Genomic DNA, 22,601 nt, shown 5'->3' with positions numbered 1-22,601 from the left:
GTCACAAAAAATGAGGGTGGCCATATGGATAAATTACTTGAGCGTTTTTTGCACTACGTCTCACTGGATACGCAGTCCAAGCCCGGCGTTAAGCAGGTGCCGAGCACCGAAGGGCAGTGGAAGCTATTAAGGCTCTTAAAAGAGCAGCTCGAAGAGATGGGGCTGGTTAATGTCACCCTGGGCGAACACGGCACCGTGATGGGAACCCTGCCGTCCAATATCGACAGGGCGGTACCGGCCATCGGCTTTATCTCTCATGTGGACACGGCGCCGGATTTCACCGGTAAAAACGTCAATCCGCAGATTGTCGAAAACTATCGCGGCGGCGACATCGCGCTGGGCATCGGCGACGAGGTGCTTTCCCCGGTGATGTTCCCCGTTTTACATCAGCTTATGGGCCAGACCCTGATCACCACCGACGGCAAAACGCTGTTGGGCGCGGACGATAAGGCGGGCGTGGCGGAAATCATGACCGCGCTGGCCGTGCTGAAAGAGAAAAACATCCCGCACGGCGATATCCGCGTGGCCTTTACCCCGGATGAAGAAGTCGGCAAAGGCGCGAAGTTCTTTGACGTGGAAGCCTTCGACGCGCGCTGGGCCTACACGGTTGACGGCGGCGGCGTGGGCGAGCTGGAGTGTGAAAACTTCAACGCCGCGTCGGTAACCATCAAAATCGTCGGCAATAACGTGCATCCGGGCACCGCGAAAGGCGTTATGGTGAACGCGCTGTCGCTTGCCGCGCGCATTCATGCAGAAGTTCCGGCCAGCGAAAGCCCGGAAAATACCGAAGGGTATGAAGGCTTCTACCATCTGCACGGCATCAAAGGTTCGGTAGATAAAGCGGAAATGCATTACATCATCCGTGATTTTGACCGCGAGCAGTTTGAGGCGCGCAAACGCAAAATGATGGATATCGCTAAGAAAGTGGGCAAGGGCCTGCATCCGGACTGTTATATCGAGCTGATTATCGAAGACAGCTACTACAACATGCGCGAGAAGGTGGCGGAACATCCGTACATCGTGGACGTGGCGCGTCAGGCGATGCTCGACTGCGATATTGAGCCGATTATGAAGCCGATTCGCGGCGGCACCGACGGCGCACAGCTTTCGTTCAAAGGCCTGCCTTGCCCGAACCTGTTTACCGGGGGCTACAACTACCACGGGAAGCATGAATTTGTAACGTTGGAAGGCATGGAGAAAGCGGTAGCGGTGATTGTGCGTATTGCGGAATTGACGGCGCAGCAGAAGTAGCGTTTGCGCAGAAGCGTCGGGTGGCGGCTTATGCCTTACCCGACCTACGGGTCGTTGTAGTGGATAAGCGCACGTGGCATCCACGAACTGTCGGGTGGCGGCTTATGCCTTACCCGACCTACGGGTCGTTTTAGTGGATAAGCGCAGGCGGCATCCACGCACTGTCGGGGGGCGGTTATGCCATACCCGACCTACCGATCGTGTAGGGTGGATAAGCGCAAGCGCCATCCACCGCTACGGACTCATCTTTAATCCTCGAAGTACCAATACCCGCTGTTCACCAGCGCCGCAAGCAGCGCCAGGAACGACGGGTCTTCCAGCGCATCGCCTAGCTTATCGGCATCTACCGTGATATAGCTCGCCAGCGCTTCGACCGCCGGGCGGTGCGGGCTGTCGATCTTCTCGCCGTTGACGTAGACCTCATCGGCAATGCGCAGCACGCGCAGGCCGCCGAGTCGGGTTAGCGAATCACCCTGCTTGATGGCGTCATAGATTTCATCGGGCTGATACGGCGGCTCCGGCGGGGCGACGTCCAGCTCGTGGCGTGACTGGGTAATAAACTCGCCAAACCAGGCTTTGAAATGCTCCGGCTGGTTGATCAGGTCCAGCATCATGCCGCGCAGCTTGTCCAGCTCTTCCGGCAGGATATCCGCAGGCTGCTGGCGGGCGGGAACGTCCGGGTCGGTATAGCGATGGCTGCCTAATTCGCGCTGCAATACGTAGTCAGCGAAGCCGCTGATAAGCTCCCTGCCGCTTGGCGCGCGGAACCCGACGGAGTAGTTCATCGAGTTTTCCAGCGAATAGCCTTCGTGCGGGAAGCCCGGCGGAATGTACAGGATATCGCCCGGCTCAAGCTCTTCATCAATGATGCCATCGAACGGCTCGACCTGAAGTAAGTCCGGGTGCGGGCAGTGCTGCTTCATCGGCACTTTTTCGCCCACGCGCCAGCGGCGGCGGCCAACGCCCTGAATGATAAACACGTCGTACTGGTCGAGGTGCGGGCCAACGCCGCCGCCGGGTACCGAAAAGGAGATCATCAGATCGTCGATACGCCAGTCGGGCAGGGCGCGGAACGGGCGCATCAGCTCGGCGCTTGGCGCATGCCAGTTATTCACCGCCTGCACCAGCAGTGACCAGTTGTTTTCGCCGAGATGATCGTAGCTCTGGAACGGGCCGTGGCTGACCTGCCATTTCCCTTCTTCATGGCTCACGAGGCGGCTGTCCACCTCGTTTTCCATGGCAAGGCCTGCCAGTTCATCCGGGGAGAGCGGGTCGATAAAGTTCTTGAAGCCGCGTTTTAACACTACCGGGCGTTTTTGCCAGTAGCGCTCGATAAAATCGGGCCAGTTTAAATCCAGGGTGTATTCCATTGTTGTTATCCGGCAGGTGAACCTGACCGGATTATAACGGATGGGGGGAGCGTTTACGGGAGTATTTTCAATCTTCTTCCCGGTCTGGACGCTGGCGCGCAAAAATGACTTCCATGCGCACGCCGCCCAGCTCGCTGGTGTCTGGAACGATTTCGCCGTCATATTGTTCGACGATTTCACGCGCCACCGACAGGCCCACGCCCTGGCCCGGCCGCAGCGTATCAGCCCGCTGCCCGCGATCAAAAACAATCGCGCGCTTGCTTTCCGGTATGCCGGGGCCGTCGTCCTCAACGTAGAGGTGAAGCGTGTCGTCGAGCTGGCGAGCGGTGATTTCCACGAACTCCAGGCAGTACTTGCAGGCGTTGTCCAGCACGTTGCCCATCACTTCCATAAAGTCGTTTTTCTCGCCGCTGAAGGTGATTTCCGGGGAGATATCCAGCGTGATGTTAACGCCCTTATGCTGGTAAACCTTATTCAGCGCGGAGCACAGGTTATCCAGCAGCGGCGCAACGGAATGCAGCTCGCGGCTTAGCAGCGCGTTGTTGCCGCGCATGCTGGCACGATGCAGGTAGTAGCCGATCTGCTGGGAAATACGGCTGATTTGCTCAAGCATTACCGGCTCGGCATCTTCCACGCTCAGCTTCTGCGTGCGCAAAGAACGCAGCGTGGTTTGCAGCACCGCCAGCGGCGTCTTCAGGCTGTGGGTCAGGTCGGTAAGCGTGGTGCGATATTTGTCATAGCGCTCGCGCTCGGTGCGCAGCAGGCGATTGAGGTTTCTGACCAGGCTCGTCAGCTCGCGCGTGGTTTGCGGGTTGAGGCTATCGCGATCGTGCTTTTCAAGCTCGCGCACTTCCTTCGCAAGCGCGGCTATCGGGCGCAGGCTCCACCACGCCGCTCCCCACAAAAGTGGAACAACCAGCAGGAGATTGGCGAGCAGGACGTAGATAAACCAGTCCAGCACCTTGTCCGAGTTGTTAAGCTCGTTGGGAATGGTGTCGACCACGACGATGGTCAGCGCGGGCATGCGGGCGGTCGCGGGGTATTTATTTATCGCCACCGAGTGGGTCATGTCGTATTCGTCGTCGCCGTCGTAATAATCCTTCAGCTCTTTTTTAAGGCGCTGGTTTTCCCCGAGCAGCATGTCGCTGGTGGCGTAATTGAATTCGATCTCCTGAAAACCATCCCTGTTTAGCCACTCTTTTTTAATCTGCTTTTCGACGGCGGGCACGCTGCGCTGCGTCCACAGCAGCTTGCCCTTTTCGTCGTAGATGAGCGTCATGGTAGGCGTTTTCAGATTGAGCTGCTCGGGCCACTCGATGTTCAGCTTGCCGTCTTTCCATACCGCGAGGGTGTAATAGAGATTGCTTTCACCGCGCAGCAGCCGGAAGGTGGTTTTGTCAAAGCTGACGCTGTAACCCACCATCGCCACCACGCCGTAGGCGAGGGAAAGCACCAGCACGACGACGGCGGTGGCGAGCAAAAAGCGTACCCGCAGCGACAGCGGGAAAAAGTGGCGAAGAAACGTCATGTTAGCGCAGGTCGAAACGGTAGCCCTGGCCCCGCACCGTGGTGATCACATCCTGCGGATGTTCGGCCTGGATTTTTTTACGCAGGCGGCCCATTAGCACGTCAATGGTGTGGCTTTCGCGCAGCTCCGCATCCGGATAAAGCTGCAGCATCAGAGAGTCTTTGCTCACGACTTTCCCCGCGTTGCGGATAAGCGTTTCCATAATGGTGTATTCAAACGCCGTCAGCTTGATGAGATTGTCGTTGATGGACAGTTCGCGGCGGGATAAATCCACCTGGAAAGGCGGCATGGAAATGAGCTGGGAGGCAAGCCCGCTGTTGCGGCGCATCAGCGCCTGCATACGCGCGACCACCTCTTCAAGATGGAAGGGCTTGGTCACGTAGTCATCCGCGCCCGCGCCCAGCACCTCGACCTTATCCTGCCAGCCTTCGCGGGCGGTTAAGACAAGGATCGGAATGGTGACGTCGTGCCCGCGCCAGCGGCGGATCAGGCTCATGCCGTCTTCGTCCGGCAGGCCCAGATCGACGATAGCAATATCCGGCGTGTGCTCATTTAAGAAGTAGTCCGCTTCTTTTGCATCTTCAGCGGCGTCGACCTGATGGCCGGCTTCACGTAGCTGCACCTTTAAGTGGTGACGTAGCAGGGCATTATCTTCCACAACTAAAACGCGCATCCCATATCCTCTATGTCAAATGTCCTTGATAGTTTAACGCTAATTATCGGGGAGGAGGAGTAAACAACGGATAAACGGCAAAGATCTGGCTGGCGGGTGGACGCGATGCCACCCGCCGGAGGGGGGGGAAGCTTACTTCAGTTCATCAACCATGGTGATAGCGCGGCCGATATAGTTGGCTGGCGTCATCGCTTTCAGACGTGTTTTTTCGTCTTCCGGCAGCTCCAGGCTGTCGATAAACTGCTTCATGCCTTCGGCGTCAACGCGCTTGCCGCGGGTCAGCTCTTTGAGCTTCTCGTAAGGCTTCTCAATGCCGTAGCGGCGCATCACGGTTTGAATCGGCTCGGCCAGCACTTCCCAGTTGAGATCCAGCTCGGCCAGCAGGCGGTCGCGGTTCACTTCCAGCTTGCTTACGCCTTTCAGCGTTGACTGGTAGGCAATCAGCGCATAGCCAATACCCACGCCGAGGTTACGCAGCACGGTAGAGTCCGTCAGGTCGCGCTGCCAGCGGGAAACCGGCAGCTTGCTCGCCAGGTGTTGCAGCATGGCGTTGGACAGGCCCAGGTTGCCTTCGGAGTTTTCGAAGTCGATTGGGTTAACCTTGTGCGGCATGGTGGATGAGCCGATTTCGCCCGCGATGGTTTTCTGCTTGAAGTGGTTCAGGGCGATGTAGCCCCACACGTCGCGGTCGAAGTCGATAAGAATGGTGTTGAAGCGCGCCATGCAGTCGAACAGTTCGGCGATGTAGTCGTGCGGCTCGATCTGCGTGGTGTACGGGTTCCACTGGATGCCCAGAGAGGTAACGAACTCTTCGCTAAACTGGTGCCAGTCAACTTCCGGGTAGGCGGCGATGTGGGCGTTGTAGTTGCCTACCGCGCCGTTAATTTTGCCGAGGATTTCTACCTTTTCCAGCTGACGGAACTGGCGTTCCATACGATAGGCCACGTTCGCCATCTCTTTACCCATGGTCGACGGCGTTGCCGGCTGGCCGTGGGTGCGGGAAAGCAGCGGGATGTCACGGTACTGCACCGCCAGGTCTTTCACCGCATCGATGAGTTTGCGCCAGTACGGCAGCACCACTTCACGGCGGGCCGTTTCCAGCATCAGCGCGTGGGAGAGGTTGTTGATATCTTCGGAAGTGCAGGCGAAGTGAATAAATTCGGACACCGCGTGCAGGGCAGGCACCGACTCAACCTTTTCCTTCAGGAAATATTCAACGGCTTTCACGTCGTGGTTGGTGGTGCGTTCAATGGTTTTGATGCGCGCGGCATCTTGTTCATTGAATTCGGCAACGATCTTATCGAGGTAACCGTTTGCGTCTGCATCAAAAGCAGGAACTTCCCTGATCGCTGAGTGCGCGGCTAATTTTTGCAGCCAACGTACTTCAACCTGTACGCGAAATTTCAGCAGGCCGAACTCGCTGAAAATAGCGCGCAGAGCGCTGACTTTATCGCCGTAGCGTCCATCTACGGGGGAAACGGCGGTCAGTGAGGATAATTCCATAAGTTACAACTCCGTAAGAGGTTAACAATGAGCAAGAATTTGTTTTGCCTGCGTGCACAGGCGATTACGAGAAAACATGAGCTGCAGTCGGCCACCGCCGACCTGATGCCACAGCACGGCGGCGCGGATGCCCGCCAGCAGCGAGGCGCGAACTTTGCTCTGCACCTGCGGGCTTTGCAGTACGGCAGGGGAGCCGGTGACCTGAATACGCGGCCCGAGCGGGCTGATAACGTCGACGTAGATACCGGCCATGGCGCTCAGCAGCGTGTCGGATTCGAGGTCGAAATGTTCGAGCTGGCGTTGCAGCCCGGCAATGCTTGAGCCCAGCTTGTCCATCGCGCCTTTGCTGCCGTGCAGCTTGCGCTCCAGCACCATCAGGCTCAGGGTATAGCGCGTTAGCTCGGCGTTAAGCCCCTGGCGACTGCTGGCATTGAGTACGCCGAGCAGCGTTTCCAGGCCGAGCTTTAGGTTGGCTTCGCTGCCGCCGAAGACGCTCAGCGTCGAGCCGGGGTTTAAATCGATAACACTGTTGAGCGAAACATGCAGCGCGTCGGAGTCGCAGTGACCCTGGTGGGCAAGCTGCTGAACCAGACGGGCAGACTGGCAAATCCCTGCCAGCGCGAGAGTAATGTCGAAGTAATTCTTAGCCACAGTGTTTCGTCCTTGTACGCAATTAGTCGATGAGCGGCAGACGCTGCTCAATGATGCCGCCGCCCAGGCACACTTCGCCGCTGTAGAATACCGCGGACTGGCCTGGGGTCACCGCCGCAACCGGCTCTTCGAATCGCACTTCAATGCGATCCGCGTCCAGCGGGGTGATGGTGCAAGGAATGTCCGTCTGGCGATAGCGCGTTTTTACCGTGCAGCGAAGCTGCGCGGTCAGCGTTTCGCGGTCGACCCAGTGCAGCTGTTGTGCAATCAGGCCAACGGACATCAGGCGCGGGTGGTCATGGCCCTGGGCAACAACCAGAATATTGTTCTCAACGTCTTTGTCGACCACGTACCAAGGATCTTCGCTGCCTTCTTTCGTACCGCCGATACCCAGGCCTTTACGCTGGCCGAGGGTGTGGTACATCAGGCCCTGGTGTTCGCCAATGGTTTCTCCGTCAACCGTCACGATAACGCCTGGCTGAGCGGGCAGGTAGCGGCCAAGGAACTCGCGGAATTTGCGCTCGCCGATAAAACAGATGCCGGTGGAGTCTTTTTTCTTCGCGGTGATAAGGTCTAGCTCTTCGGCGATGCGGCGCACTTCAGGCTTTTCAAGTTCGCCGACCGGGAACAGGCTTTGCGCGATTTGCTCGTGACCCAGCGTATAGAGGAAGTAGCTTTGGTCTTTGTTGCCGTCCAGGCCGCGCAGCAGCTGGCTTTTGCCGTTAACATCCGCACGGCGCACGTAGTGGCCGGTGGCGATGTAATCCGCACCTAAATCTTCTGCGGCGAATTCCAGGAAGGCTTTAAATTTGATCTCTTTGTTGCACAGGATATCCGGGTTTGGCGTGCGTCCGGCCTTGTACTCTTCGAGGAAGTGCTCGAAGACGTTATCCCAATATTCGGCAGCAAAGTTTACGGTGTGCAGTTCAATGCCGAGCTTGTCACAGACGGCCTGCGCATCTGCTAAATCGGCGGCTGCGGTGCAGTACTCCTCGCCATCATCCTCTTCCCAGTTCTTCATGAACAGGCCTTCCACTTTGTAACCCTGTTGTTGCAACAGATAGGCGGAAACGGAGGAATCAACACCGCCGGACATCCCGACGATTACTTTTTTCTGGCTGTTATCAGACATGGAGTTACTCACGACATTGAACTTAAAGGCGGCGTATTCTAGCACGCATCCCCGCACCTGGCACCCTTAACTAAAGGGCCAGTTGAACGCGCCGAGCATGCTGAGCGGATAGCGTTCGGCGCGCTGATAGCAGCGAATGCTTTCGGCAACCAGCGGCGAGCGTAAATTATCTGCGTTAACAATTTGTTGCGCATCAAGCCACAGGCAGCGGTCGATATCACTATCGTGCGGCGTGGTGGGCAGCTCTTCTTCAAGATCGATAGCAAACAAAAAACGCAGGAACGGGGTTTTATCCGGTGCAATCCACTGGTGCATGCGGATAAGCGTTTGCGGTTCGGCACGGATGCCCGTTTCTTCATACAGTTCGCGGCTCGCGGCCTGTACCAGCGTTTCGTCTGCTTCAAGATGCCCGGCTGGCTGGTTCCATAACGCTTTGCCGTTAATCGTTTCTTCTACTACTAAAAATTTCCCCTGCGCCTGCACGACGCAGGCCACGGTTACATGCGGCTTGAACAAGGCCCGCTCCTTTTAAAGTGGTTTATTAATGCGGCTATAAATATCATCGAGCTGCTGCAGGCGCTCGTCGTAACGCTTTGTCAGACACGCCTTATCTTTGCCGCACTGCTGGCGGGATTTCAGCCAGGCGCGCTGGCCGTCCTGCATTTCTCCGCGTGCGCCCATCGCAAACAGCCCTTTCAAAAAGGTGTATTTGGTGGCGAGCTGCACGTCTTTGTCATTCAGGTCACGGTTGGCACAAATCGTTTTTTCATCCGCTGCCTTTGCTTTATTGCAGTCAAAACTGGCGGCGGTGGCCTGCAGGCTCACGCCGGTGAGCAAAAGCACGGATAACAGGATAGCTTTCATTTTTTACTCCGCTAATTTGATTTCACGCCATTCGCCGTTTGCCAGCCCGTCCAGAGAGTACGGCCCCATCGCATAGCGAATCAGACGCAGAGTAGGATAGCCTACGTGCGCGGTCATGCGGCGCACCTGGCGATTGCGCCCCTCATAAAGGGTGACTTTTATCCAACTGGTGGGGATGGCTTTGCGTTCGCGAATCGGCGGATTGCGCGGCCACAGCCACTCCGGCTCGTCAACCAGCTCGATTCCGGCGGGCTGGGTGGGGCCATCGTTTAGCTCCACGCCCGTGCGTAATGCGGCCAGCGCTTCTTCGGTCGGCGCACCTTCAACCTGCACAAAGTAGATCTTCCCGGTGCGTTTGCCCGGCTGTGTGAGCTGCGCCTGCAGCGGGCCGTCGTTGGTGAGCACCAGCAGACCTTCACTGTCGCGATCCAAGCGGCCTGCGGCATAAATACCTTGTAACGGGATGTAATCTTTCAGCGTGGTGCGCCCAGATTCGTCGGTGAACTGCGGTAGCACATCGTAGGGTTTATTGAAGATAACCAGCCGCTTCGGTCCAGCGTTCGGCTTTTTTTTAGCGGTGCGTCGGCTGCTGAATCGTTCAACTTGGTGATTTCTAAAAGAAGTTTTGTTCATAGTGTTTTCAGGCTGGGTGGATTGACGCATTATAACGGAAATTCATGAGTGATTGGCGCGGGCCTGATATTCGAGTAGTATGAGCTCGCATATTACAAATCATTAACAAAAAACCAGAAGCGCTCGAAGGAGAGGTTAATGGAAAGCAAAGTAGTAGTTCCGGCGGAAGGTAAGAAGATCACCCTGCAAAATGGCAAACTGAACGTTCCTCACAACCCAATCATTCCTTTTATTGAGGGTGACGGTATCGGTGTAGACGTAACGCCAGCCATGATCAAAGTGGTGGATGCCGCCGTGGAGAAGGCCTACAAAGGCGAGCGGAAAATTTCCTGGATGGAAATCTACACCGGCGAAAAATCTACCCAACTGTATGGCCAGGACGTCTGGCTGCCAGAAGAAACTCTGGATCTGATTCGTGACTACCGCGTTGCCATCAAAGGCCCGCTGACTACCCCGGTCGGTGGCGGTATTCGTTCTCTGAACGTTGCGCTGCGTCAGCAGCTTGACCTGTACGTGTGCCTGCGCCCGGTGCGCTACTACCAGGGCACGCCAAGCCCGGTTAAACACCCAGAGCTGACCAACATGGTTATCTTCCGTGAAAACTCTGAAGATATCTATGCGGGCATCGAGTGGAAGGCCGACAGCGCCGAAGCAGAAAAAGTTATCAAATTCCTGCGCGATGAAATGGGCGTGACGAAAATTCGTTTCCCAGAGCATTGCGGTATCGGCATCAAGCCTTGCTCCGAAGAAGGCACCAAGCGCCTGGTTCGTGCGGCCATCGATTACGCAATCACCAACGACCGTGATTCAGTGACCCTGGTGCACAAAGGCAACATCATGAAATTCACCGAAGGCGCTTTTAAAGACTGGGGTTACCAGCTTGCGCGCGAAGAGTTCGGAGGTGAGCTGATCGATGGCGGCCCGTGGGTGAAGATCAAGAACCCAAACACCGGCAAAGAGATCGTTGTTAAAGACGTTATCGCCGACGCATTCCTGCAGCAGATTCTGCTGCGCCCGGCGGAATACGACGTGATTGCCTGTATGAACCTGAACGGCGACTACATCTCCGACGCCCTGGCAGCCCAGGTTGGCGGTATCGGTATCGCACCAGGTGCTAACATCGGTGACGAATGCGCGCTGTTTGAAGCCACCCACGGCACCGCACCAAAATACGCAGGCCAGGATAAGGTGAACCCAGGTTCCATTATCCTTTCCGCGGAAATGATGCTCCGTCATATGGAATGGTTCGAAGCGGCAGACCTGATCGTGAAAGGTATGGAAGGCGCGATTAACGCTAAAACCGTAACCTACGATTTCGAACGCCTGATGGAAGGTGCTAAGCTCTTGAAATGCTCAGAGTTTGGTGACGCTATCATTAAAAACATGTAATCAGATTTTCTGAATGCGTGACGAACGGGAACCTGACGGTTCCCGTTTTTTTTATCATTATTCGAAATGAAACGATCGGGATGAACGGGCGCAAGCAGGGGTAATCAGATCGGCTAGTAAATTGGCATAATAAGTTCCGCCCCCTGGTTTTTGATATTGCCCACTGCTTTGCTCACGGGGTGCCACAGAAATTTATCTGCTTCTACCGCACCCTCTTCTGTAATATCCTCGGCCTCTTTGCCACCGACATCCGGCTTCATCCATTCACGCGCCGCCTGAGGAGTCAGAACCAGAGGTCGACGATCGTGAATATCAATCAGGCCCTTGTCTGCCGCCGCGGTAACAATTAAAAAACCTTCCGATTCACTACCTCGTTCGTAGGGCGTACTGCCAATCGCCGCCATGAAAATGGGCTGACCGTCTGCGCGATGAATGAAGTAAGGCTGTTTTTTGTCGCCTTCCTTTTTCCATTCAAACCAGCCGTCGGCAAAGACGATTGCGCGGCCATGCTGCCAGAGCGGTTTAAACATCCTGCTGGTGGCCGCAGTTTCTACTCGCGCATTGATAAGCGGTGGTTTATCCCACCATCCGGGCGCGTAAGCCCACATGACCGGATCAAGGTGCAGCTTTTCATCGCGTTCAGAAAGTATCAATACACGGGTGCCTGGCGCCACGTTGTAGCGCCCGATGGGTTCGGGATCATAGGGGATGTCGCGCTCTGCTTCTTCTGCAAGATAAGCAAGATACTCTTCGCGTGTCTGGGCCTGGGCAAATCGTCCACACATATTCACCTCCGGTAGAACTAAAAGTATAGGGCAGCTGGCGTAAGCTGAATGATTAGCTGTTAGAGAGAAATGACACTGATTTTCTGAGAAAACGTCTGCGGCTTACCGTTTTTGATTTGGGTAGAAAGAAAATTGAGGTTTGAAAAAGGAATCCGGCGGGGGGTTATGCAATATGGAACGAAGGAGCCGCAAATGCGGCCCCAGACGATTACTTACGGCCAATCAGAAAACCGATGACAACGCCAACCGCACCGACGATGGCAAGGCCACTCAGTGGATTTGAGGTTACCTGATCCCTGACCGAGTCAGCGGCATCGCGAGCGGCATAGCTAGCCTGCGAGGCGTATTTGCGAGCGGCACCCTGAACGGTGTCGTCATGGCGGTTAGTCGCACGGCCAAAGGTTTCCTGCACTTTACCCGCTGCTTCGTTCACTTTATCTTCCGTTTTTTCGAACATATTTAGCTGACTCCTGAGTTAGACATTCACTTTTAGTATAGACGGGCTACGGGATTTGCCAGGGCGCTGCGGGGTTTAAGTGCCTGAATGTGACGTTTTTAAGACGAATACGAAAAGTCCGGCCTGTAAATCCGTCCGGGAAGATGTGAAGCCGTTAAGAAATAATTAAGATCTCACCGTTACGCTACTCGTGGCTAAACAACAATAAACAATATGGAGATCGCGATGACGATTCAAAAAACAACTTTGGCATTACTCCTGCTGGCAGCTCCGGCATTTTCAGCGCTTGCTCAGGCACCGCTAACCGGCTGTGAAGCCAAAAAAGCCGACATCCAGCAGCAGATTGTTTACGCGAAAGCGCACAGCAACGCGCATCGTGTTGCTGGTTTAGAGAAAGCCTATTCAGAGGTGGTCGCCCACTGTACGGATGAATCATTAAAAGCCGAGCGTGAAGCGGACGTTCGCGAGAAGCAGCAGAAGGTTGCAGACAGAACGCAGGAATTGGCGGAAGCGAAGGCCAGCGGGCGGGCCGATAAGATTCAAAAGAAAGCCGACAAGCTCGCAGACGCGGAACAAGAACTGGCCGAAGCGAAGGCTAAGCTCACGCAATAATCGGGTAGCCGTGGCCCCGCGTTTATCGGCACAGGCGCGCTTAAGCAGTTGAAAGAGCGAGCGACGATTGACGCGGGTCAAAATCGGCCAATCTAATTGATAATATATGCTTTATTTTTAATCGAACGGTATCAGGGGCAATTGCATCCCTCAGGGAGTTTGTGTAGGATGCGCCCCTATGCCGACTTAGCTCAGTAGGTAGAGCAACTGACTTGTAATCAGTAGGTCACCAGTTCGATTCCGGTAGTCGGCACCATTTCTCTTCTGCTATATCCAACCCTGCATACTCGCAACCCAAACCACGATGGCGACGACAATTAAAACTATCGTTGTTTTTCTCATGTCTATTCCTCGGTCACCAGCCAAAAATCCGCTTCGTCGAACATCTCTTCAACCAGACGGTTAATCTTTTCTTTCTCATTTTTGGTGCAGTCGCTGTTAACGGCGTTCGCCTGCATCGGCTTAACCTTAACGTCTGCTTCCGGGAAGATTTCATGCACCCGGCGGGTAAGCTCCGCAAGAATCTTTTCATTTGCGCCCGGCAGGCCTGCCACGTTTCGTTTGTCGTAAACCAGTTCAACGTACATTGTGAATCCCTTTTGCGAAAACTGTATTTATATACAGTAAAATGGTGAAAATGCAAGGATTATGAAAGATCTAAGCGATTGGCGGGCGCCTAACGCCCGCTTACCCGTTATGACCTTGATTTAGTTAGCAGTCGAATAGCCAAACCGCCGCCTGCGGCAAGCGTGGCAAGCGCAACCATGCCCGACCAGCCAAAGTTCTCGAGCGCTTTGCTCCCAAGCGCCGCGCCTGCCGCCATGCCGATAAAAACAACGGTAAACATGATGGCGTTCAGGCGGCTGCGGGCGGCCGGGTTAATGGCGTAGATAATCGTCTGGTGCGCGACTAAAGACGCCTGAATGCCGAGGTCAAAGCCAATCGCGCTGATGACGATGACCGTAAGCTGGGCCGAAACCGGCAGCAGCGGCATCACAAACATCAGGGCAAAGGAGGCTACCACAATCGCCGAGGCCACCTGGGTGACGAAGTTAGCGCCGCGACGGTCGGCAAGCGCTCCCGCAAGCGGCGCAGCCAGCGCGACGGTCGGCAAGCGCTCCCGCAAGCGGCGCAGCCAGCGCGCCGGCGGCACCCGCCAGGCCAAAAGCACCGGCAACCGCGCTGCCAAGGTGATAGCGTTCGGCAAGCATGATGGCGAGCGTTGACCAGAACGCGCTAAAGGCAACCGACAGCAGGCCCTGGGCGAGCGCGGCGCGGCGAAGGGCCGGGTAGGCCATCCACAGCTTGCCCAGCGAACCTAAAAGCGCTGGGTAGCGCAACGTCGTTTCAGGTTTAAAAGAGGGCAGTGCGCGCCAGATGGCAAGCGTGATAACCCCAACGCCCGCCGCCGCAATCGCATAAACGCTACGCCAGCCAAAAAGCTCGGCGACGACGCCGCTAAACACGCGCGATAAAAGAATGCCCGCCAGCAGACCGGTCATCACCATCCCTACCGTTTTGCCTCTGCTGCTGTCGGAAGAGAGGGTTGCCGCCGCCGGAATAATATCCTGCGCCACCGTCGCCAGCAGGCCAATCGCCAGGCTGCTCAGCAGCAGAAGGTGCCATGTTGAGGCGAATCCGCAGAGCAGCAGGGTCAAGGTCAGAAGCAATCCTTTTACGAGGATAATGCGGCGGCGGTCAAAGCGGTCGCCCAGCGGGGCGAGCAGCAGAATCCCCAGCGCATAGCCTATTTGGGTGAGCATCGGAACCAGCCCAATATCGCTAACGCCGGTTTTGAACGCGGTGCCGATAATGCCCAGCATCGGCTGGCTGTAATAAATCGAGGCCACGCTCAGGCCCGCCCCGGCGGCAAGAAGAAAAACAATTTTGTTCGACAGCGTGCCGCCTACGGCGGGCGTTGCGTCTGGTGTGGCTGAAAGCTGGCTCATAACGGTTCGTTCCGAGAGTGTGGGTGTGGGGCCATTCTTCACGATTCTGAACATACGCTGTAGCCCCCGCGAGCGTAAAACTGTTATACACTTGGCGCATGAACAAAAAGATTATTCAGACCGGCGACCGCATAGCCCTGCTGCAAACCTTCGTGCGTATCGTGGAGAGCGGCAGTCTATCGGCTGCCGCAGCGCAGCTGGGAACGTCGCAGCCCACCATCAGCCGCCGGCTGCAGGGGCTGGAACAGGCGCTCGGCGTTAAGCTCATCCAGCGCACCACCCATACCATGAAGCTGACGGACGACGGCGAACGCTGCTATCAGCACGCGCGCAGGCTGATTGAAAACTGGCAAATCATGGAGGATGAGGTCAGCGCCGCGCGGGATGAGCCGGTCGGGGTATTGCGCGTTCGCGCGCCGCACGCCTTTGGGCAGGATCAGATGATTGCGCCGCTGGGCGACTATCTGGGCCGCTATCCGCAAATGCGCATCGAATGGATACTCAACGATCGTTCGCCAGACTTTATTCTCGAAGGCGTAGACTGCGCGATCCATGTTGGCGCAGTTACCGATCCCAACGTGGTGGCGGTTTTACTGGCCGAGGTGCCGCGCATCGTTGTTGCCGCTCCCTCGCTGTTGGCGAACAGCGCGGTGGTTGAGGATGTGGCGAACCTCGCCGACCTGCCGTGGATTGCGCTCAACACGTTTTATCGCAATGAGGTCGTCCTGCACCATCTGGCGAGCGGAGAAACCGCCCGGTTTGCTATCTCACCAAGGTTGAGCACCGACAGTCTGTACGCGGTACGCAAGGCGGCGCTAAACGGGCTTGGCGTTGCAATGGTTTCATCCTGGGTGGTGCAGGACGATCTGCAAGAGGGCGCTTTGCAGCATTTGTTGCCCGACTGGCAGGCCGCGCCGCTGCCGATTTATCTCCTTTACCCTTACGCGAGCTACTATCCGGCTCGCTTAAGGAAATTTATTGAGATGATGAAGGCGGTGATGCCCAGCCTTACTGGGACTAGGCCTGCAGGCGTGATAAACGAAGCGGCAACAAGGACATAGACAGGCGGTCGGGGAAAATAAGTCTTGCTAAGGGGGGATAGGCATGCGTAAATGCGCCATCGGTTTGGAACACAGACCTTATGAAAGCAGTTTTAGTAAAGCAGTTCACCATAGATACCCTTCTTCGTGAGTCTCCTCCTAAGTGCCTGAATAAGAAACGATCTGCAATACAGACCACGTTCGCCATGTTAAATGGCCAAATATATTGAGGAAGTATCTATGTCTAATAAAATGACTGGTTTAGTAAAATGGTTTAACGCTGAAAAAGGCTTCGGCTTCATCACTCCTGACAACGGTAGCAAAGATGTGTTCGTACACTTCTCTGCCATCCAGAGCAATGATTTCAAAACTCTGGACGAAGGTCAGAAAGTTGAGTTCTCTATCGAGAACGGCGCTAAAGGCCCAGCAGCAGCAAACGTAGTTGCTCTGTAAGTCTTAAGACGCTCGCTGTTTTCAGCGAATAAAAAACCCGCCGATGGCGGGTTTTTGCGTTTCTGGGACCGTACTTACCCGCGCGCATTTTTGCCTAATCTGCAAATTGCGGCTACGCTTAAAGTGAAAATTGATTTTCATTACAAGCAGTTGGATTTTTTTTGAACAGGAGAGTTTATGGGCTTTTGGCGCGTAGTTATCACGATTTTGCTTCCCCCCCTTGGCGTACTTATCGGTAAAGGGTTTGGCTGGGCATTCATTCTGAATATTATTCTGACCCTGCTGGGCTACATTCCAGGGCTGATTCACGCGTTTTGGGTACAAACCCGGGATTGATTTACACCACTCCGCTTTTAGCAGAACCCGCTTCGGCGGGTTTTTCGTTTTTATCAGCCGCAACGGTTTACATTTTCACCTAAGAATGTTCTGATATTTCGCGTTTTAAACAGAGCAAGAGATGTGACATGTTTCAGCTAAAACCGGGCGCGCTGGCGATGATTATCGGCGCTCGTACCGACAGGGGTCGGATCAATATTGGCAAGGCCGTCGAGCTGTTTGGTTTATGCCTGCCGGGCGAGCGTTTTGTGAATCCGGTGACGGGCGTGGTGACGCAGCTGCCGCTGGAGGCGAACTATCCGCTTTGGCTGGTAACCGGCGATGTTGTCGCGTTTGACGGACGTGCGGGCTATGCCTTCGTTCGCGCGGAACATCTTATGCCGCTCGATAAGCCTTCGGTAACCCAGGCCGATGAAAAACAGGCGGTGCGTTAATCTGCCAGACGGCGTAGAAAGTCTGCTAACACCAGGGCGTGGTTTTGCTCGGTATTTTTTGCGCCGTAGAGCAGGGTGACCGTTTCATTTTTAGCGCGTTCCGCCAGGGCTTTTGCCGCCTCGCCGGAGTCCTGCAGCTCACGCCGATAATCCTCACTGAACGTTTTAAAATCGAGAGTTTCGCCGTGGAAGGCTTTGCGCAGCTCCGTTGACGGGGCGAGGCCTTTTGCCCACTCGTCGTAATGCAGATCGGTTTTCTTAACGCCGCGCGGCCACAGGCGGTCTACCAGCACGCGGTAGCCGTCGTCTGCCGCGGGCTGTTCGTAAACGCGTTTACAGCGAATCATGCTGCCTCCTCATCCAATTCTTCTATCCGTCTTATCAGCGCGGGAAGCTGGTGCTCGGCAAACACCTCTATGCCGTGCTGGCGAAGCAGCGCCGCCGCCACGCCCTCGCCGGGCAGCGTTTTGCCCTGAAACTGCCCATCGTAGATTTTCTGGCTGCCGCAGGTAGGGCTGCCGTCGGTCATCAACGCAAAACGACAGCCGTTTTCCTGCGCGGTTTTAAGGGCTAGCCAGGCGGCGAGAAGATAGGCTTCCGTGACGTCGCTGCCGTCGCTTTCCCGTATTCTTGCTTCGCCCTCAAGCGCGGCCGAACCGTCGCCACCGGCGAGCTCCGCCGGTAAGCGCGGCGTGACCAGCCCAGCGGCAAGCTCGGGGCAGTGGGTCACCAGGCGCTGCTCCCGCTGCCAGCGTTCTAACGCGCAGGCGACCAGCGGTTTATCGCTGCCGTTGTAGCGAACTTTGAAGCCCATCAAACAGGCGCTGACCAGAATTTTTGCTTTCATTGCGTAAGGCTTTTGCGGGGTGGGTGACTACGGTACTACAAGGCGCTTATCGGTTTCCACCCCTGCCAATTTTTGGCGTTGTCAGGCTGCTACGATGCGTCTATTCTATGCTTCCTTATGTTGTTCCCTGCTTGCAAACATAAGGATAATCAAACAAATGCCCGCATCCCCCCTTAAATCCACGCTTCGTATCGCTTTGGTCGGTGATTTTAATCCGGCGGTTATCGCACATCAGGCTATTCCACTGGCGTTAGACAACGCGGCGGCGGCCGTGGGCGTGACGGCAGACTACGACTGGCTTCCTACCCCCGAAGTGACCAGCCCGGAAGACCTTGTTGGCTATGACGCCATCTGGTGCGTTCCGGCCAGCCCTTATCAGAACGATGACGGCGCGTTTCTGGCGATCCGCTACGCGCGTGAAAACGCCGTGCCCTTCCTCGGCACCTGCGGCGGCTTTCAGTATGCGATTGTTGAATACGCCCGTAACGTGATGGGCTGGGATGATGCGGGGCATGCGGAAACGGAAAGCGCGGGAAGGCTGGTGATCTCGCCGCTGGCCTGTTCGCTGGTAGAAAAATCAGACGCGATTAATCTCGCCGATGGCTCCATCGTCGCGCGTGCCTACAGCAAGAAAAGCATCGAAGAGGGCTACCACTGCAATTACGGCATCGCGCAACTGTTTGCCGAGGCGCTTGAACACCAGCCGCTGAAGGCAACGGGCTGGGACAATCAGGGCGAAATCCGCGCCGTTGAGCTGACCGATCACCCGCTCTTTGTCGGCACCCTGTTCCAGCATGAGCGCAATGCGTTAAAAAACCAGCCAGCGCCGCTGGTTGAGGCTTTGCTTCGCGCCGCGCAAAAATAAATAAGCTAGCGCCACCCCGTGAAATTGGGAATGGCGCTATCGAGTTTCGTTAGGCCTTCGCCTTTTCCGCCGCGCCAATCTCAGCGTTGCGGCCCGCCCAGGCACCAAATACCGCCATCACAACCGAGAGTAACGCGCATCCCAGCAGCGGCAGGCCCCAGCTACCTGAAACGTCGTGGATTTTTCCCATTACCGGCGGCCCGAAGGCGGCAAGCAGGTAGCCCACGCACTGCGCCATGCCCGACAGCGCCGCCGCCTGGTGCGCGGAGCCGGTGCGCAGGCCGATGAACGACAGGCCAAGGATCATCGCCGCACCCGACCCAAAGCCGCCGATGCAAATCCAGACGCTGGCGTAGTCCGGCAGCAGCCACAGGCCGAGCGCGCTCGTACACCACATCATCGCCATCAGGACGGCAATGCCGCGCTGATCCTTCAGGCGGCTCAGCATCAGGCCAATGATCAGGCCCGGAATCGCCGTCGCCAGCTGAAGCAGGCCGTGCAGGGAGCCCGCCTGCGCCTCGCTGTAGCCGTGGCTTATCAGTATCGACGGCAGCCAGCCGATAATCACGTAGTAGATAAGCGAGTTAATCCCGAGATACATCGTGACCTGCCAGGCGAGCGGCGAAGACCAGATGCCGCGGTTGTGCAAAGCGCCGCTGGCGCTCAGGTTCGCGGGAGTATGGTTTGCCAACTGGGGCAGCCACAGCACGAGCGCGATGAGCGGGAAAATCATCAGCGCCAGCATCGCGCCCTGCCAGCCGTAGCCGTGCAGCGCGATGGGCACCACCATCACCGAACCGATAGCGGCGGCAACGCCCATGGTCAGGGAGTACGCGCCCGTCAGGCGCGCCACCTGGCCTGGGAAATCCCGTTTGATTAGGCTCGGCAGCAGCACGTTACCCATGGCAATCCCGCAGCCGATAATCGCGGTGCCGACGTACAGCAGCGCCGTGCTGCCGGCCGAACGCAGGGCGATACCGGCGCAGATAATCAGCATCGCGCCAAACAGACTGCGCTCCGTGCCGAAGCGCCGGGCGATCCCCGCCGCCATCGGTGAGACAACGGCAAAGGCAAGCAGGGGCAGCGTGGTCAGCACGCCGGTTTGCGCGGTGGTTAAGCCAAAGGTATCGCGCACCATGTCCAGCAAAGGCGCGGCACCGGTAAAGGTTACGCGCAGGGTGGTGGCAATCATCAGAATACCGAGCAGCAGCAGGCCGTGCTTTTTTGTGCTCGCTGAAGGAGAAGTCGTCATATTTCGTATCCATTAAAATCGAGGCCTAAAGATACACGCTTCTGTAAGCGTTGAAATCAACGTAAAATGCCAGTTTATCCCTAAATTCGGACAGAATGATGGAGCGAGGACTCGCCCTCGAAGGGTTCGACCCGGACAGCAGCCCGCAGCCCGCGCAGGCCTTTCGCATTCGCGTGGCGGAAAGCGTCAAAGAGATCCCCTTTCACCAGCACCGCAAGGGGCAGCTGATCGTTGCCCTGCACGGCGGCATCACCTGCGAGGTAGAGCAGGCGATGTGGATGGTGCCGACGCAGTACGCGGTGTGGATCCCGGGCTCGATGCCCCACAGCAACCGCGCGACCACCAACGCGCGTATCTGCTTTTTGTTTATCGAACCCGGCGCGGTGACCATGCCGGACCAGTGCTGCACGCTTAAAATTTCCCCGCTGGTGCGCGAGCTGATACTGCACCTGGCGCAAAACCCGCACGATGAGGACCATACGCCCGCACGGCGGCGGCTGGTTCAGGTGCTGTTTGACGAATTGCCGCATCAGCCCGTGGAACAGCTGCGCCTGCCGATGTCCCGCCATCCAAAAATTCGCCTGATTGCCGAACGGCTGGCGAAGGATCCGCAGGAAAAAAGGACGCTGGCACAGTGGGCGTCGCAGCTTGCGATGAGCGAGCGGAACCTGGCCCGGCTGGTGGTGAAAGAGACGGGGCTTAACTTTCGCCGCTGGCGGCAGCAGCTCCAGCTCATCATTGCGCTTCGGCTGTTGATTGGCGGGGCAACGGTGCAGCAGGTAGCGGACGCGCTGGGGTACGAATCCACCAACGCGTTTATTACCATGTTCAAAAAGGCGCTGGGCACCACGCCGGGGCGATACCTGACGTCGCTAACGCCTTAGTAAGCGTTGTTCAGCCGGAATTGCGAAACGACTTCGCGCAGCCCGCGCGTTTGGTCGAGCAGGGATTCCGCCGCTGCCGCCGCCTGGTTAACCATCGCGGCGTTCTGCTGCGTGGTGACGTCCATTTGGCTAATCGCAATGCTGACCTGCGAAATCCCGCTGCTTTGCTCTTCGCTTGCGTGGGTTATCTCTGACATCAGCGTCGCCACGCGCTTCACGTCCATAACCGCGGTGTTGATGGTTTTCCCCGCCTCGTTCACCAGCGCGCTGCCTTGGGTGACCTGCGAAACGGAGTTTTCGATCAGCACCTTAATCTCTTTCGCTGCTCCCGCGCTGCGCTGCGCCAGGCTGCGAACTTCGCCTGCGACCACCGCAAATCCTCGTCCCTGGTCGCCCGCCCGTGCCGCTTCAACCGCCGCGTTGAGCGCGAGGATATTGGTCTGGAAAGCGATGCCGTCGATAACGCTGATGATGTCGGTGATTTTGCTTGCCGAGGCGGAGATATCGTCCATCGTCTGCACCACGCGGGCCACCACGGTTCCGCCCTGTTCTGCGCTGCGCGAGGCGGTTGCCGCAAGCAGGCTCGCGGACTGCGCGTTCTCGGCGTTCTGTTTCACCGTTGCGGTCATTTGCTCCATTGATGACGCCGTTTGCTCAAGCGCGCTGGCCTGCTCCTCGGTGCGCGACGCCAGATCCACGTTGCCGCTGGCGATTTCGCCCGAGCTGGTGGTAATGCTGTTGCTGGTTTCCCGGACGATATTAATGATCGTCGTCAGCTCTTGACACATGGTTCGCATGGCGGCCATCACGCTGTGCGTATCGCCGTCGCGTACCGGAACGGGGCGGGTCAGGTCGCCGCTCGCCACGGCGTTAGCGATTTCAGCCACCTGCGCAGGCTCCGCGCCCAGCGAGCGGAAGATGCTGCGATGAACCCAGTAGCCGATCAGCAGAAGCAGCAACACCGCAAGCCCTGAGCCGATAAGCTGCCATTTCACCGAGCTGCTGGTGCTGTTTCTCGCGTCTTCAACGGCGCCGTTAGCGTAGTCTGATGAATCTTTTACGAACGCGTTGATGCCCTTTTCATGGGCGAAGAAGTTCTTGTCGGCGGCCTTCAGGCGCTCGAAGAGCGGCGTCGGCGCGCCGCTGCGGATAAGCTCTATCAGATCGTGAGCGTCTGCGATCATCGCCACGCCCGCGCTGTACTGCGCGCCCAGCAGCTTTTCCTGAAGTTCAGGCGGCAGAACGCTTTTCCAGTAGTCGATTCTCTGGTGCCAGACGTTGCTCAGGCGCTTGATCTCCCGGTCTGCCTGATCGACCGTCAGGGTGCCTTCCACCACGCGCGAAAGCACCAGCCGCATTTCGATGAGGTAAACCGGCGCGGGGTGAATATCCGACACTAAATCCTTGGCCAGCATGCCGTTTGCCGTTTTTTGCGCGCTCTGGTGGCTGCCGTAAAGTGAAATAGCGGTCACCAGCGCGGACATCAGGACGGAACAGCAGATCAGTAACAATAAATTGTGGGTCAGTGATTTCATTTTGCCTCTCCTGTTAGCTGGCAAAGTTATCGGCGTGGGGGAAAAGAAACTTTTCGGGCCGATGTTAAAAACAATGCCTTCATCACAATTAATCGCCAAAAATAGTCAGTTTTTGTTTTTAAAAACAGTTTGTTAGCGAAACTATTTCAAAATCCATA

At 56.7% G+C, this 22,601-nt stretch carries 25 protein-coding genes, 1 tRNA gene and 1 pseudogene; 10 read left to right on the top strand and 17 right to left on the bottom strand.

Annotated features, from left to right (window positions below; all coding sequences use genetic code 11):
• Positions 1-24: 24 nt before the first annotated feature.
• Positions 25-1,251 carry a peptidase T gene (gene pepT, locus ACSPHG_RS14250; protein WP_435954172.1) on the top strand — a complete coding sequence of 409 codons (1,227 nt, stop codon included), beginning with the start codon at positions 25-27 and terminating at the stop codon, positions 1,249-1,251.
• 248 nt (positions 1,252-1,499) lie between these two features.
• Here the strand turns inward: pepT and ACSPHG_RS14245 are convergent, their stop codons facing one another.
• The 9 genes from ACSPHG_RS14245 to rluE all read right to left on the bottom strand — a co-directional run bounded on the left by ACSPHG_RS14245 (position 1,500) and on the right by rluE (position 9,635).
• The gene (locus ACSPHG_RS14245) at positions 1,500-2,621 is read right to left on the bottom strand and encodes a ribosomal protein uL16 3-hydroxylase (RefSeq protein WP_435954171.1); all 1,122 of its coding nucleotides are present in this window, start codon (positions 2,619-2,621) and stop codon (positions 1,500-1,502) included.
• Between the two features lie 67 nt (positions 2,622-2,688).
• Positions 2,689-4,149, bottom strand: coding sequence for a two-component system sensor histidine kinase PhoQ (gene phoQ / locus ACSPHG_RS14240; protein ID WP_435954170.1), 1,461 nt, complete (start codon positions 4,147-4,149; stop codon positions 2,689-2,691).
• A gap of 1 nt (position 4,150) precedes the next feature.
• Positions 4,151-4,822, bottom strand: coding sequence for a two-component system response regulator PhoP (gene phoP / locus ACSPHG_RS14235; protein ID WP_435954169.1), 672 nt, complete (start codon positions 4,820-4,822; stop codon positions 4,151-4,153).
• Between the two features lie 132 nt (positions 4,823-4,954).
• On the bottom strand, positions 4,955-6,325 hold the full coding sequence (gene purB / locus ACSPHG_RS14230; RefSeq protein WP_435954168.1) for an adenylosuccinate lyase: 1,371 nt from the start codon (positions 6,323-6,325) through the stop codon (positions 4,955-4,957).
• Positions 6,326-6,346: 21 nt separating this feature from the next.
• Positions 6,347-6,976 carry a high frequency lysogenization protein HflD gene (gene hflD / locus ACSPHG_RS14225; RefSeq protein WP_435954167.1) on the bottom strand — a complete coding sequence of 210 codons (630 nt, stop codon included), beginning with the start codon at positions 6,974-6,976 and terminating at the stop codon, positions 6,347-6,349.
• A gap of 22 nt (positions 6,977-6,998) precedes the next feature.
• Positions 6,999-8,120 (bottom strand): tRNA 2-thiouridine(34) synthase MnmA, encoded by a 1,122-nt coding sequence (mnmA, locus tag ACSPHG_RS14220; RefSeq protein WP_435956025.1) that lies wholly within the window; start codon positions 8,118-8,120, stop codon positions 6,999-7,001.
• 54 nt (positions 8,121-8,174) lie between these two features.
• Positions 8,175-8,624, bottom strand: a complete 450-nt coding sequence (locus tag ACSPHG_RS14215; protein WP_435954166.1) for an NUDIX hydrolase — start codon at positions 8,622-8,624, stop codon at positions 8,175-8,177.
• Positions 8,625-8,636: 12 nt separating this feature from the next.
• Entirely contained in the window at positions 8,637-8,972 is a 336-nt protein-coding gene (locus tag ACSPHG_RS14210; RefSeq protein WP_435954165.1) for a lysozyme inhibitor LprI family protein, read from the bottom strand.
• 3 nt (positions 8,973-8,975) lie between these two features.
• Positions 8,976-9,635 (bottom strand): 23S rRNA pseudouridine(2457) synthase RluE, encoded by a 660-nt coding sequence (gene rluE / locus ACSPHG_RS14205; protein ID WP_435954164.1) that lies wholly within the window; start codon positions 9,633-9,635, stop codon positions 8,976-8,978.
• A 108-nt stretch (positions 9,636-9,743) separates the two neighbouring features.
• Between rluE and icd the strand changes: the two genes are divergently transcribed.
• Positions 9,744-10,994 (top strand): NADP-dependent isocitrate dehydrogenase, encoded by a 1,251-nt coding sequence (gene icd, locus ACSPHG_RS14200; protein WP_435954163.1) that lies wholly within the window; start codon positions 9,744-9,746, stop codon positions 10,992-10,994.
• Positions 10,995-11,107: 113 nt separating this feature from the next.
• Here the strand turns inward: icd and ACSPHG_RS14195 are convergent, their stop codons facing one another.
• Both ACSPHG_RS14195 and ACSPHG_RS14190 read right to left on the bottom strand, forming a co-directional pair.
• Complete coding sequence (locus tag ACSPHG_RS14195; protein ID WP_435954162.1) at positions 11,108-11,779, bottom strand: SOS response-associated peptidase; 672 nt, start codon at positions 11,777-11,779, stop codon at positions 11,108-11,110.
• A 208-nt stretch (positions 11,780-11,987) separates the two neighbouring features.
• A complete protein-coding gene (locus tag ACSPHG_RS14190; RefSeq protein ID WP_435954161.1) occupies positions 11,988-12,236 on the bottom strand; it encodes an ElaB/YgaM/YqjD family protein in 249 nt (82 codons plus the stop codon).
• A 225-nt stretch (positions 12,237-12,461) separates the two neighbouring features.
• Between ACSPHG_RS14190 and ACSPHG_RS14185 the strand changes: the two genes are divergently transcribed.
• Together ACSPHG_RS14185 and ACSPHG_RS14180 are read left to right on the top strand one after the other, a co-directional pair.
• The gene (locus ACSPHG_RS14185) at positions 12,462-12,848 is read left to right on the top strand and encodes a DUF1090 domain-containing protein (RefSeq protein WP_435954160.1); all 387 of its coding nucleotides are present in this window, start codon (positions 12,462-12,464) and stop codon (positions 12,846-12,848) included.
• Between the two features lie 180 nt (positions 12,849-13,028).
• A tRNA-Thr gene (locus ACSPHG_RS14180) sits at positions 13,029-13,104 on the top strand.
• Between the two features lie 88 nt (positions 13,105-13,192).
• Here the strand turns inward: ACSPHG_RS14180 and ACSPHG_RS14175 are convergent.
• Positions 13,193-13,435 (bottom strand): DinI-like family protein, encoded by a 243-nt coding sequence (locus ACSPHG_RS14175; RefSeq protein ID WP_435954159.1) that lies wholly within the window; start codon positions 13,433-13,435, stop codon positions 13,193-13,195.
• A gap of 107 nt (positions 13,436-13,542) precedes the next feature.
• Positions 13,543-14,797: pseudogene (locus ACSPHG_RS14170) on the bottom strand (MFS transporter).
• Positions 14,798-14,895: 98 nt separating this feature from the next.
• Between ACSPHG_RS14170 and ACSPHG_RS14165 the strand changes: the two are divergent.
• From ACSPHG_RS14165 to ACSPHG_RS14150, 4 genes are all read left to right on the top strand, one after another.
• Positions 14,896-15,858: a LysR family transcriptional regulator gene (locus tag ACSPHG_RS14165; protein WP_435954158.1), complete on the top strand. Its 963-nt coding sequence runs from the start codon at positions 14,896-14,898 to the stop codon at positions 15,856-15,858.
• A 219-nt stretch (positions 15,859-16,077) separates the two neighbouring features.
• The gene (gene cspG / locus ACSPHG_RS14160; protein ID WP_121267867.1) at positions 16,078-16,290 is read left to right on the top strand and encodes a cold shock protein CspG; all 213 of its coding nucleotides are present in this window, start codon (positions 16,078-16,080) and stop codon (positions 16,288-16,290) included.
• Positions 16,291-16,467: 177 nt separating this feature from the next.
• On the top strand, positions 16,468-16,626 hold the full coding sequence (locus ACSPHG_RS14155; RefSeq protein ID WP_121267868.1) for a YqaE/Pmp3 family membrane protein: 159 nt from the start codon (positions 16,468-16,470) through the stop codon (positions 16,624-16,626).
• Between the two features lie 128 nt (positions 16,627-16,754).
• The gene (locus ACSPHG_RS14150) at positions 16,755-17,060 is read left to right on the top strand and encodes a hypothetical protein (RefSeq protein WP_435954157.1); all 306 of its coding nucleotides are present in this window, start codon (positions 16,755-16,757) and stop codon (positions 17,058-17,060) included.
• Here ACSPHG_RS14150 and ACSPHG_RS14145 read toward each other — a convergent pair.
• Positions 17,057-17,407, bottom strand: a complete 351-nt coding sequence (locus tag ACSPHG_RS14145) for a DUF488 domain-containing protein (protein WP_435954156.1) — start codon at positions 17,405-17,407, stop codon at positions 17,057-17,059. The genes ACSPHG_RS14150 and ACSPHG_RS14145 overlap by 4 nt on opposite strands.
• A complete protein-coding gene (locus tag ACSPHG_RS14140) occupies positions 17,404-17,907 on the bottom strand; it encodes a 2-thiouracil desulfurase family protein (protein ID WP_435954155.1) in 504 nt (167 codons plus the stop codon). Before ACSPHG_RS14140 ends, ACSPHG_RS14145 begins: the two co-directional genes overlap by 4 nt.
• Before the next feature lie 157 nt (positions 17,908-18,064).
• Between ACSPHG_RS14140 and ACSPHG_RS14135 the strand changes: the two genes are divergently transcribed.
• Positions 18,065-18,772, top strand: a complete 708-nt coding sequence (locus ACSPHG_RS14135; protein ID WP_435954154.1) for a CTP synthase C-terminal region-related (seleno)protein — start codon at positions 18,065-18,067, stop codon at positions 18,770-18,772.
• A gap of 49 nt (positions 18,773-18,821) precedes the next feature.
• Here ACSPHG_RS14135 and ACSPHG_RS14130 read toward each other — a convergent pair whose 3' ends face one another.
• Positions 18,822-20,024 (bottom strand): CynX/NimT family MFS transporter, encoded by a 1,203-nt coding sequence (locus ACSPHG_RS14130; protein ID WP_435954153.1) that lies wholly within the window; start codon positions 20,022-20,024, stop codon positions 18,822-18,824.
• Between the two features lie 98 nt (positions 20,025-20,122).
• Between ACSPHG_RS14130 and ACSPHG_RS14125 the strand changes: the two genes are divergently transcribed.
• Positions 20,123-20,908: an AraC family transcriptional regulator gene (locus ACSPHG_RS14125; RefSeq protein WP_435954152.1), complete on the top strand. Its 786-nt coding sequence runs from the start codon at positions 20,123-20,125 to the stop codon at positions 20,906-20,908.
• Here the strand turns inward: ACSPHG_RS14125 and ACSPHG_RS14120 are convergent.
• The gene (locus tag ACSPHG_RS14120) at positions 20,905-22,443 is read right to left on the bottom strand and encodes a methyl-accepting chemotaxis protein (protein ID WP_435954151.1); all 1,539 of its coding nucleotides are present in this window, start codon (positions 22,441-22,443) and stop codon (positions 20,905-20,907) included. The two genes, ACSPHG_RS14125 and ACSPHG_RS14120, sit on opposite strands and share 4 nt — an antisense overlap.
• Between the last annotated feature and the right edge of the window lie 158 nt (positions 22,444-22,601).

The organism is Dryocola baronae, from assembly GCF_051297175.1.
Classification (GTDB): domain Bacteria; phylum Pseudomonadota; class Gammaproteobacteria; order Enterobacterales; family Enterobacteriaceae; genus Dryocola.
Note: the sequence above shows the minus strand (reverse complement) of the source record. Positions and strands in the feature narration are given on the sequence as shown.

Coding starts and splice junctions, on each gene's coding strand:
- pepT (WP_435954172.1), top strand. CDS start 25: ATGGATAAATTACTTGAGCGTTTTTTGCACTACGTCTCACTGGATACG.
- ACSPHG_RS14245 (WP_435954171.1), bottom strand. CDS start 2,621: ATGGAATACACCCTGGATTTAAACTGGCCCGATTTTATCGAGCGCTAC.
- phoQ (WP_435954170.1), bottom strand. CDS start 4,149: ATGACGTTTCTTCGCCACTTTTTCCCGCTGTCGCTGCGGGTACGCTTT.
- phoP (WP_435954169.1), bottom strand. CDS start 4,822: ATGCGCGTTTTAGTTGTGGAAGATAATGCCCTGCTACGTCACCACTTA.
- purB (WP_435954168.1), bottom strand. CDS start 6,325: ATGGAATTATCCTCACTGACCGCCGTTTCCCCCGTAGATGGACGCTAC.
- ACSPHG_RS14210 (WP_435954165.1), bottom strand. CDS start 8,972: ATGAAAGCTATCCTGTTATCCGTGCTTTTGCTCACCGGCGTGAGCCTG.
- rluE (WP_435954164.1), bottom strand. CDS start 9,635: ATGCGTCAATCCACCCAGCCTGAAAACACTATGAACAAAACTTCTTTT.
- icd (WP_435954163.1), top strand. CDS start 9,744: ATGGAAAGCAAAGTAGTAGTTCCGGCGGAAGGTAAGAAGATCACCCTG.
- ACSPHG_RS14195 (WP_435954162.1), bottom strand. CDS start 11,779: ATGTGTGGACGATTTGCCCAGGCCCAGACACGCGAAGAGTATCTTGCT.
- ACSPHG_RS14190 (WP_435954161.1), bottom strand. CDS start 12,236: ATGTTCGAAAAAACGGAAGATAAAGTGAACGAAGCAGCGGGTAAAGTG.
- ACSPHG_RS14185 (WP_435954160.1), top strand. CDS start 12,462: ATGACGATTCAAAAAACAACTTTGGCATTACTCCTGCTGGCAGCTCCG.
- ACSPHG_RS14175 (WP_435954159.1), bottom strand. CDS start 13,435: ATGTACGTTGAACTGGTTTACGACAAACGAAACGTGGCAGGCCTGCCG.
- ACSPHG_RS14165 (WP_435954158.1), top strand. CDS start 14,896: ATGAACAAAAAGATTATTCAGACCGGCGACCGCATAGCCCTGCTGCAA.
- cspG (WP_121267867.1), top strand. CDS start 16,078: ATGTCTAATAAAATGACTGGTTTAGTAAAATGGTTTAACGCTGAAAAA.
- ACSPHG_RS14155 (WP_121267868.1), top strand. CDS start 16,468: ATGGGCTTTTGGCGCGTAGTTATCACGATTTTGCTTCCCCCCCTTGGC.
- ACSPHG_RS14150 (WP_435954157.1), top strand. CDS start 16,755: ATGTTTCAGCTAAAACCGGGCGCGCTGGCGATGATTATCGGCGCTCGT.
- ACSPHG_RS14145 (WP_435954156.1), bottom strand. CDS start 17,407: ATGATTCGCTGTAAACGCGTTTACGAACAGCCCGCGGCAGACGACGGC.
- ACSPHG_RS14140 (WP_435954155.1), bottom strand. CDS start 17,907: ATGAAAGCAAAAATTCTGGTCAGCGCCTGTTTGATGGGCTTCAAAGTT.
- ACSPHG_RS14135 (WP_435954154.1), top strand. CDS start 18,065: ATGCCCGCATCCCCCCTTAAATCCACGCTTCGTATCGCTTTGGTCGGT.
- ACSPHG_RS14130 (WP_435954153.1), bottom strand. CDS start 20,024: ATGACGACTTCTCCTTCAGCGAGCACAAAAAAGCACGGCCTGCTGCTG.
- ACSPHG_RS14125 (WP_435954152.1), top strand. CDS start 20,123: ATGGAGCGAGGACTCGCCCTCGAAGGGTTCGACCCGGACAGCAGCCCG.
- ACSPHG_RS14120 (WP_435954151.1), bottom strand. CDS start 22,443: ATGAAATCACTGACCCACAATTTATTGTTACTGATCTGCTGTTCCGTC.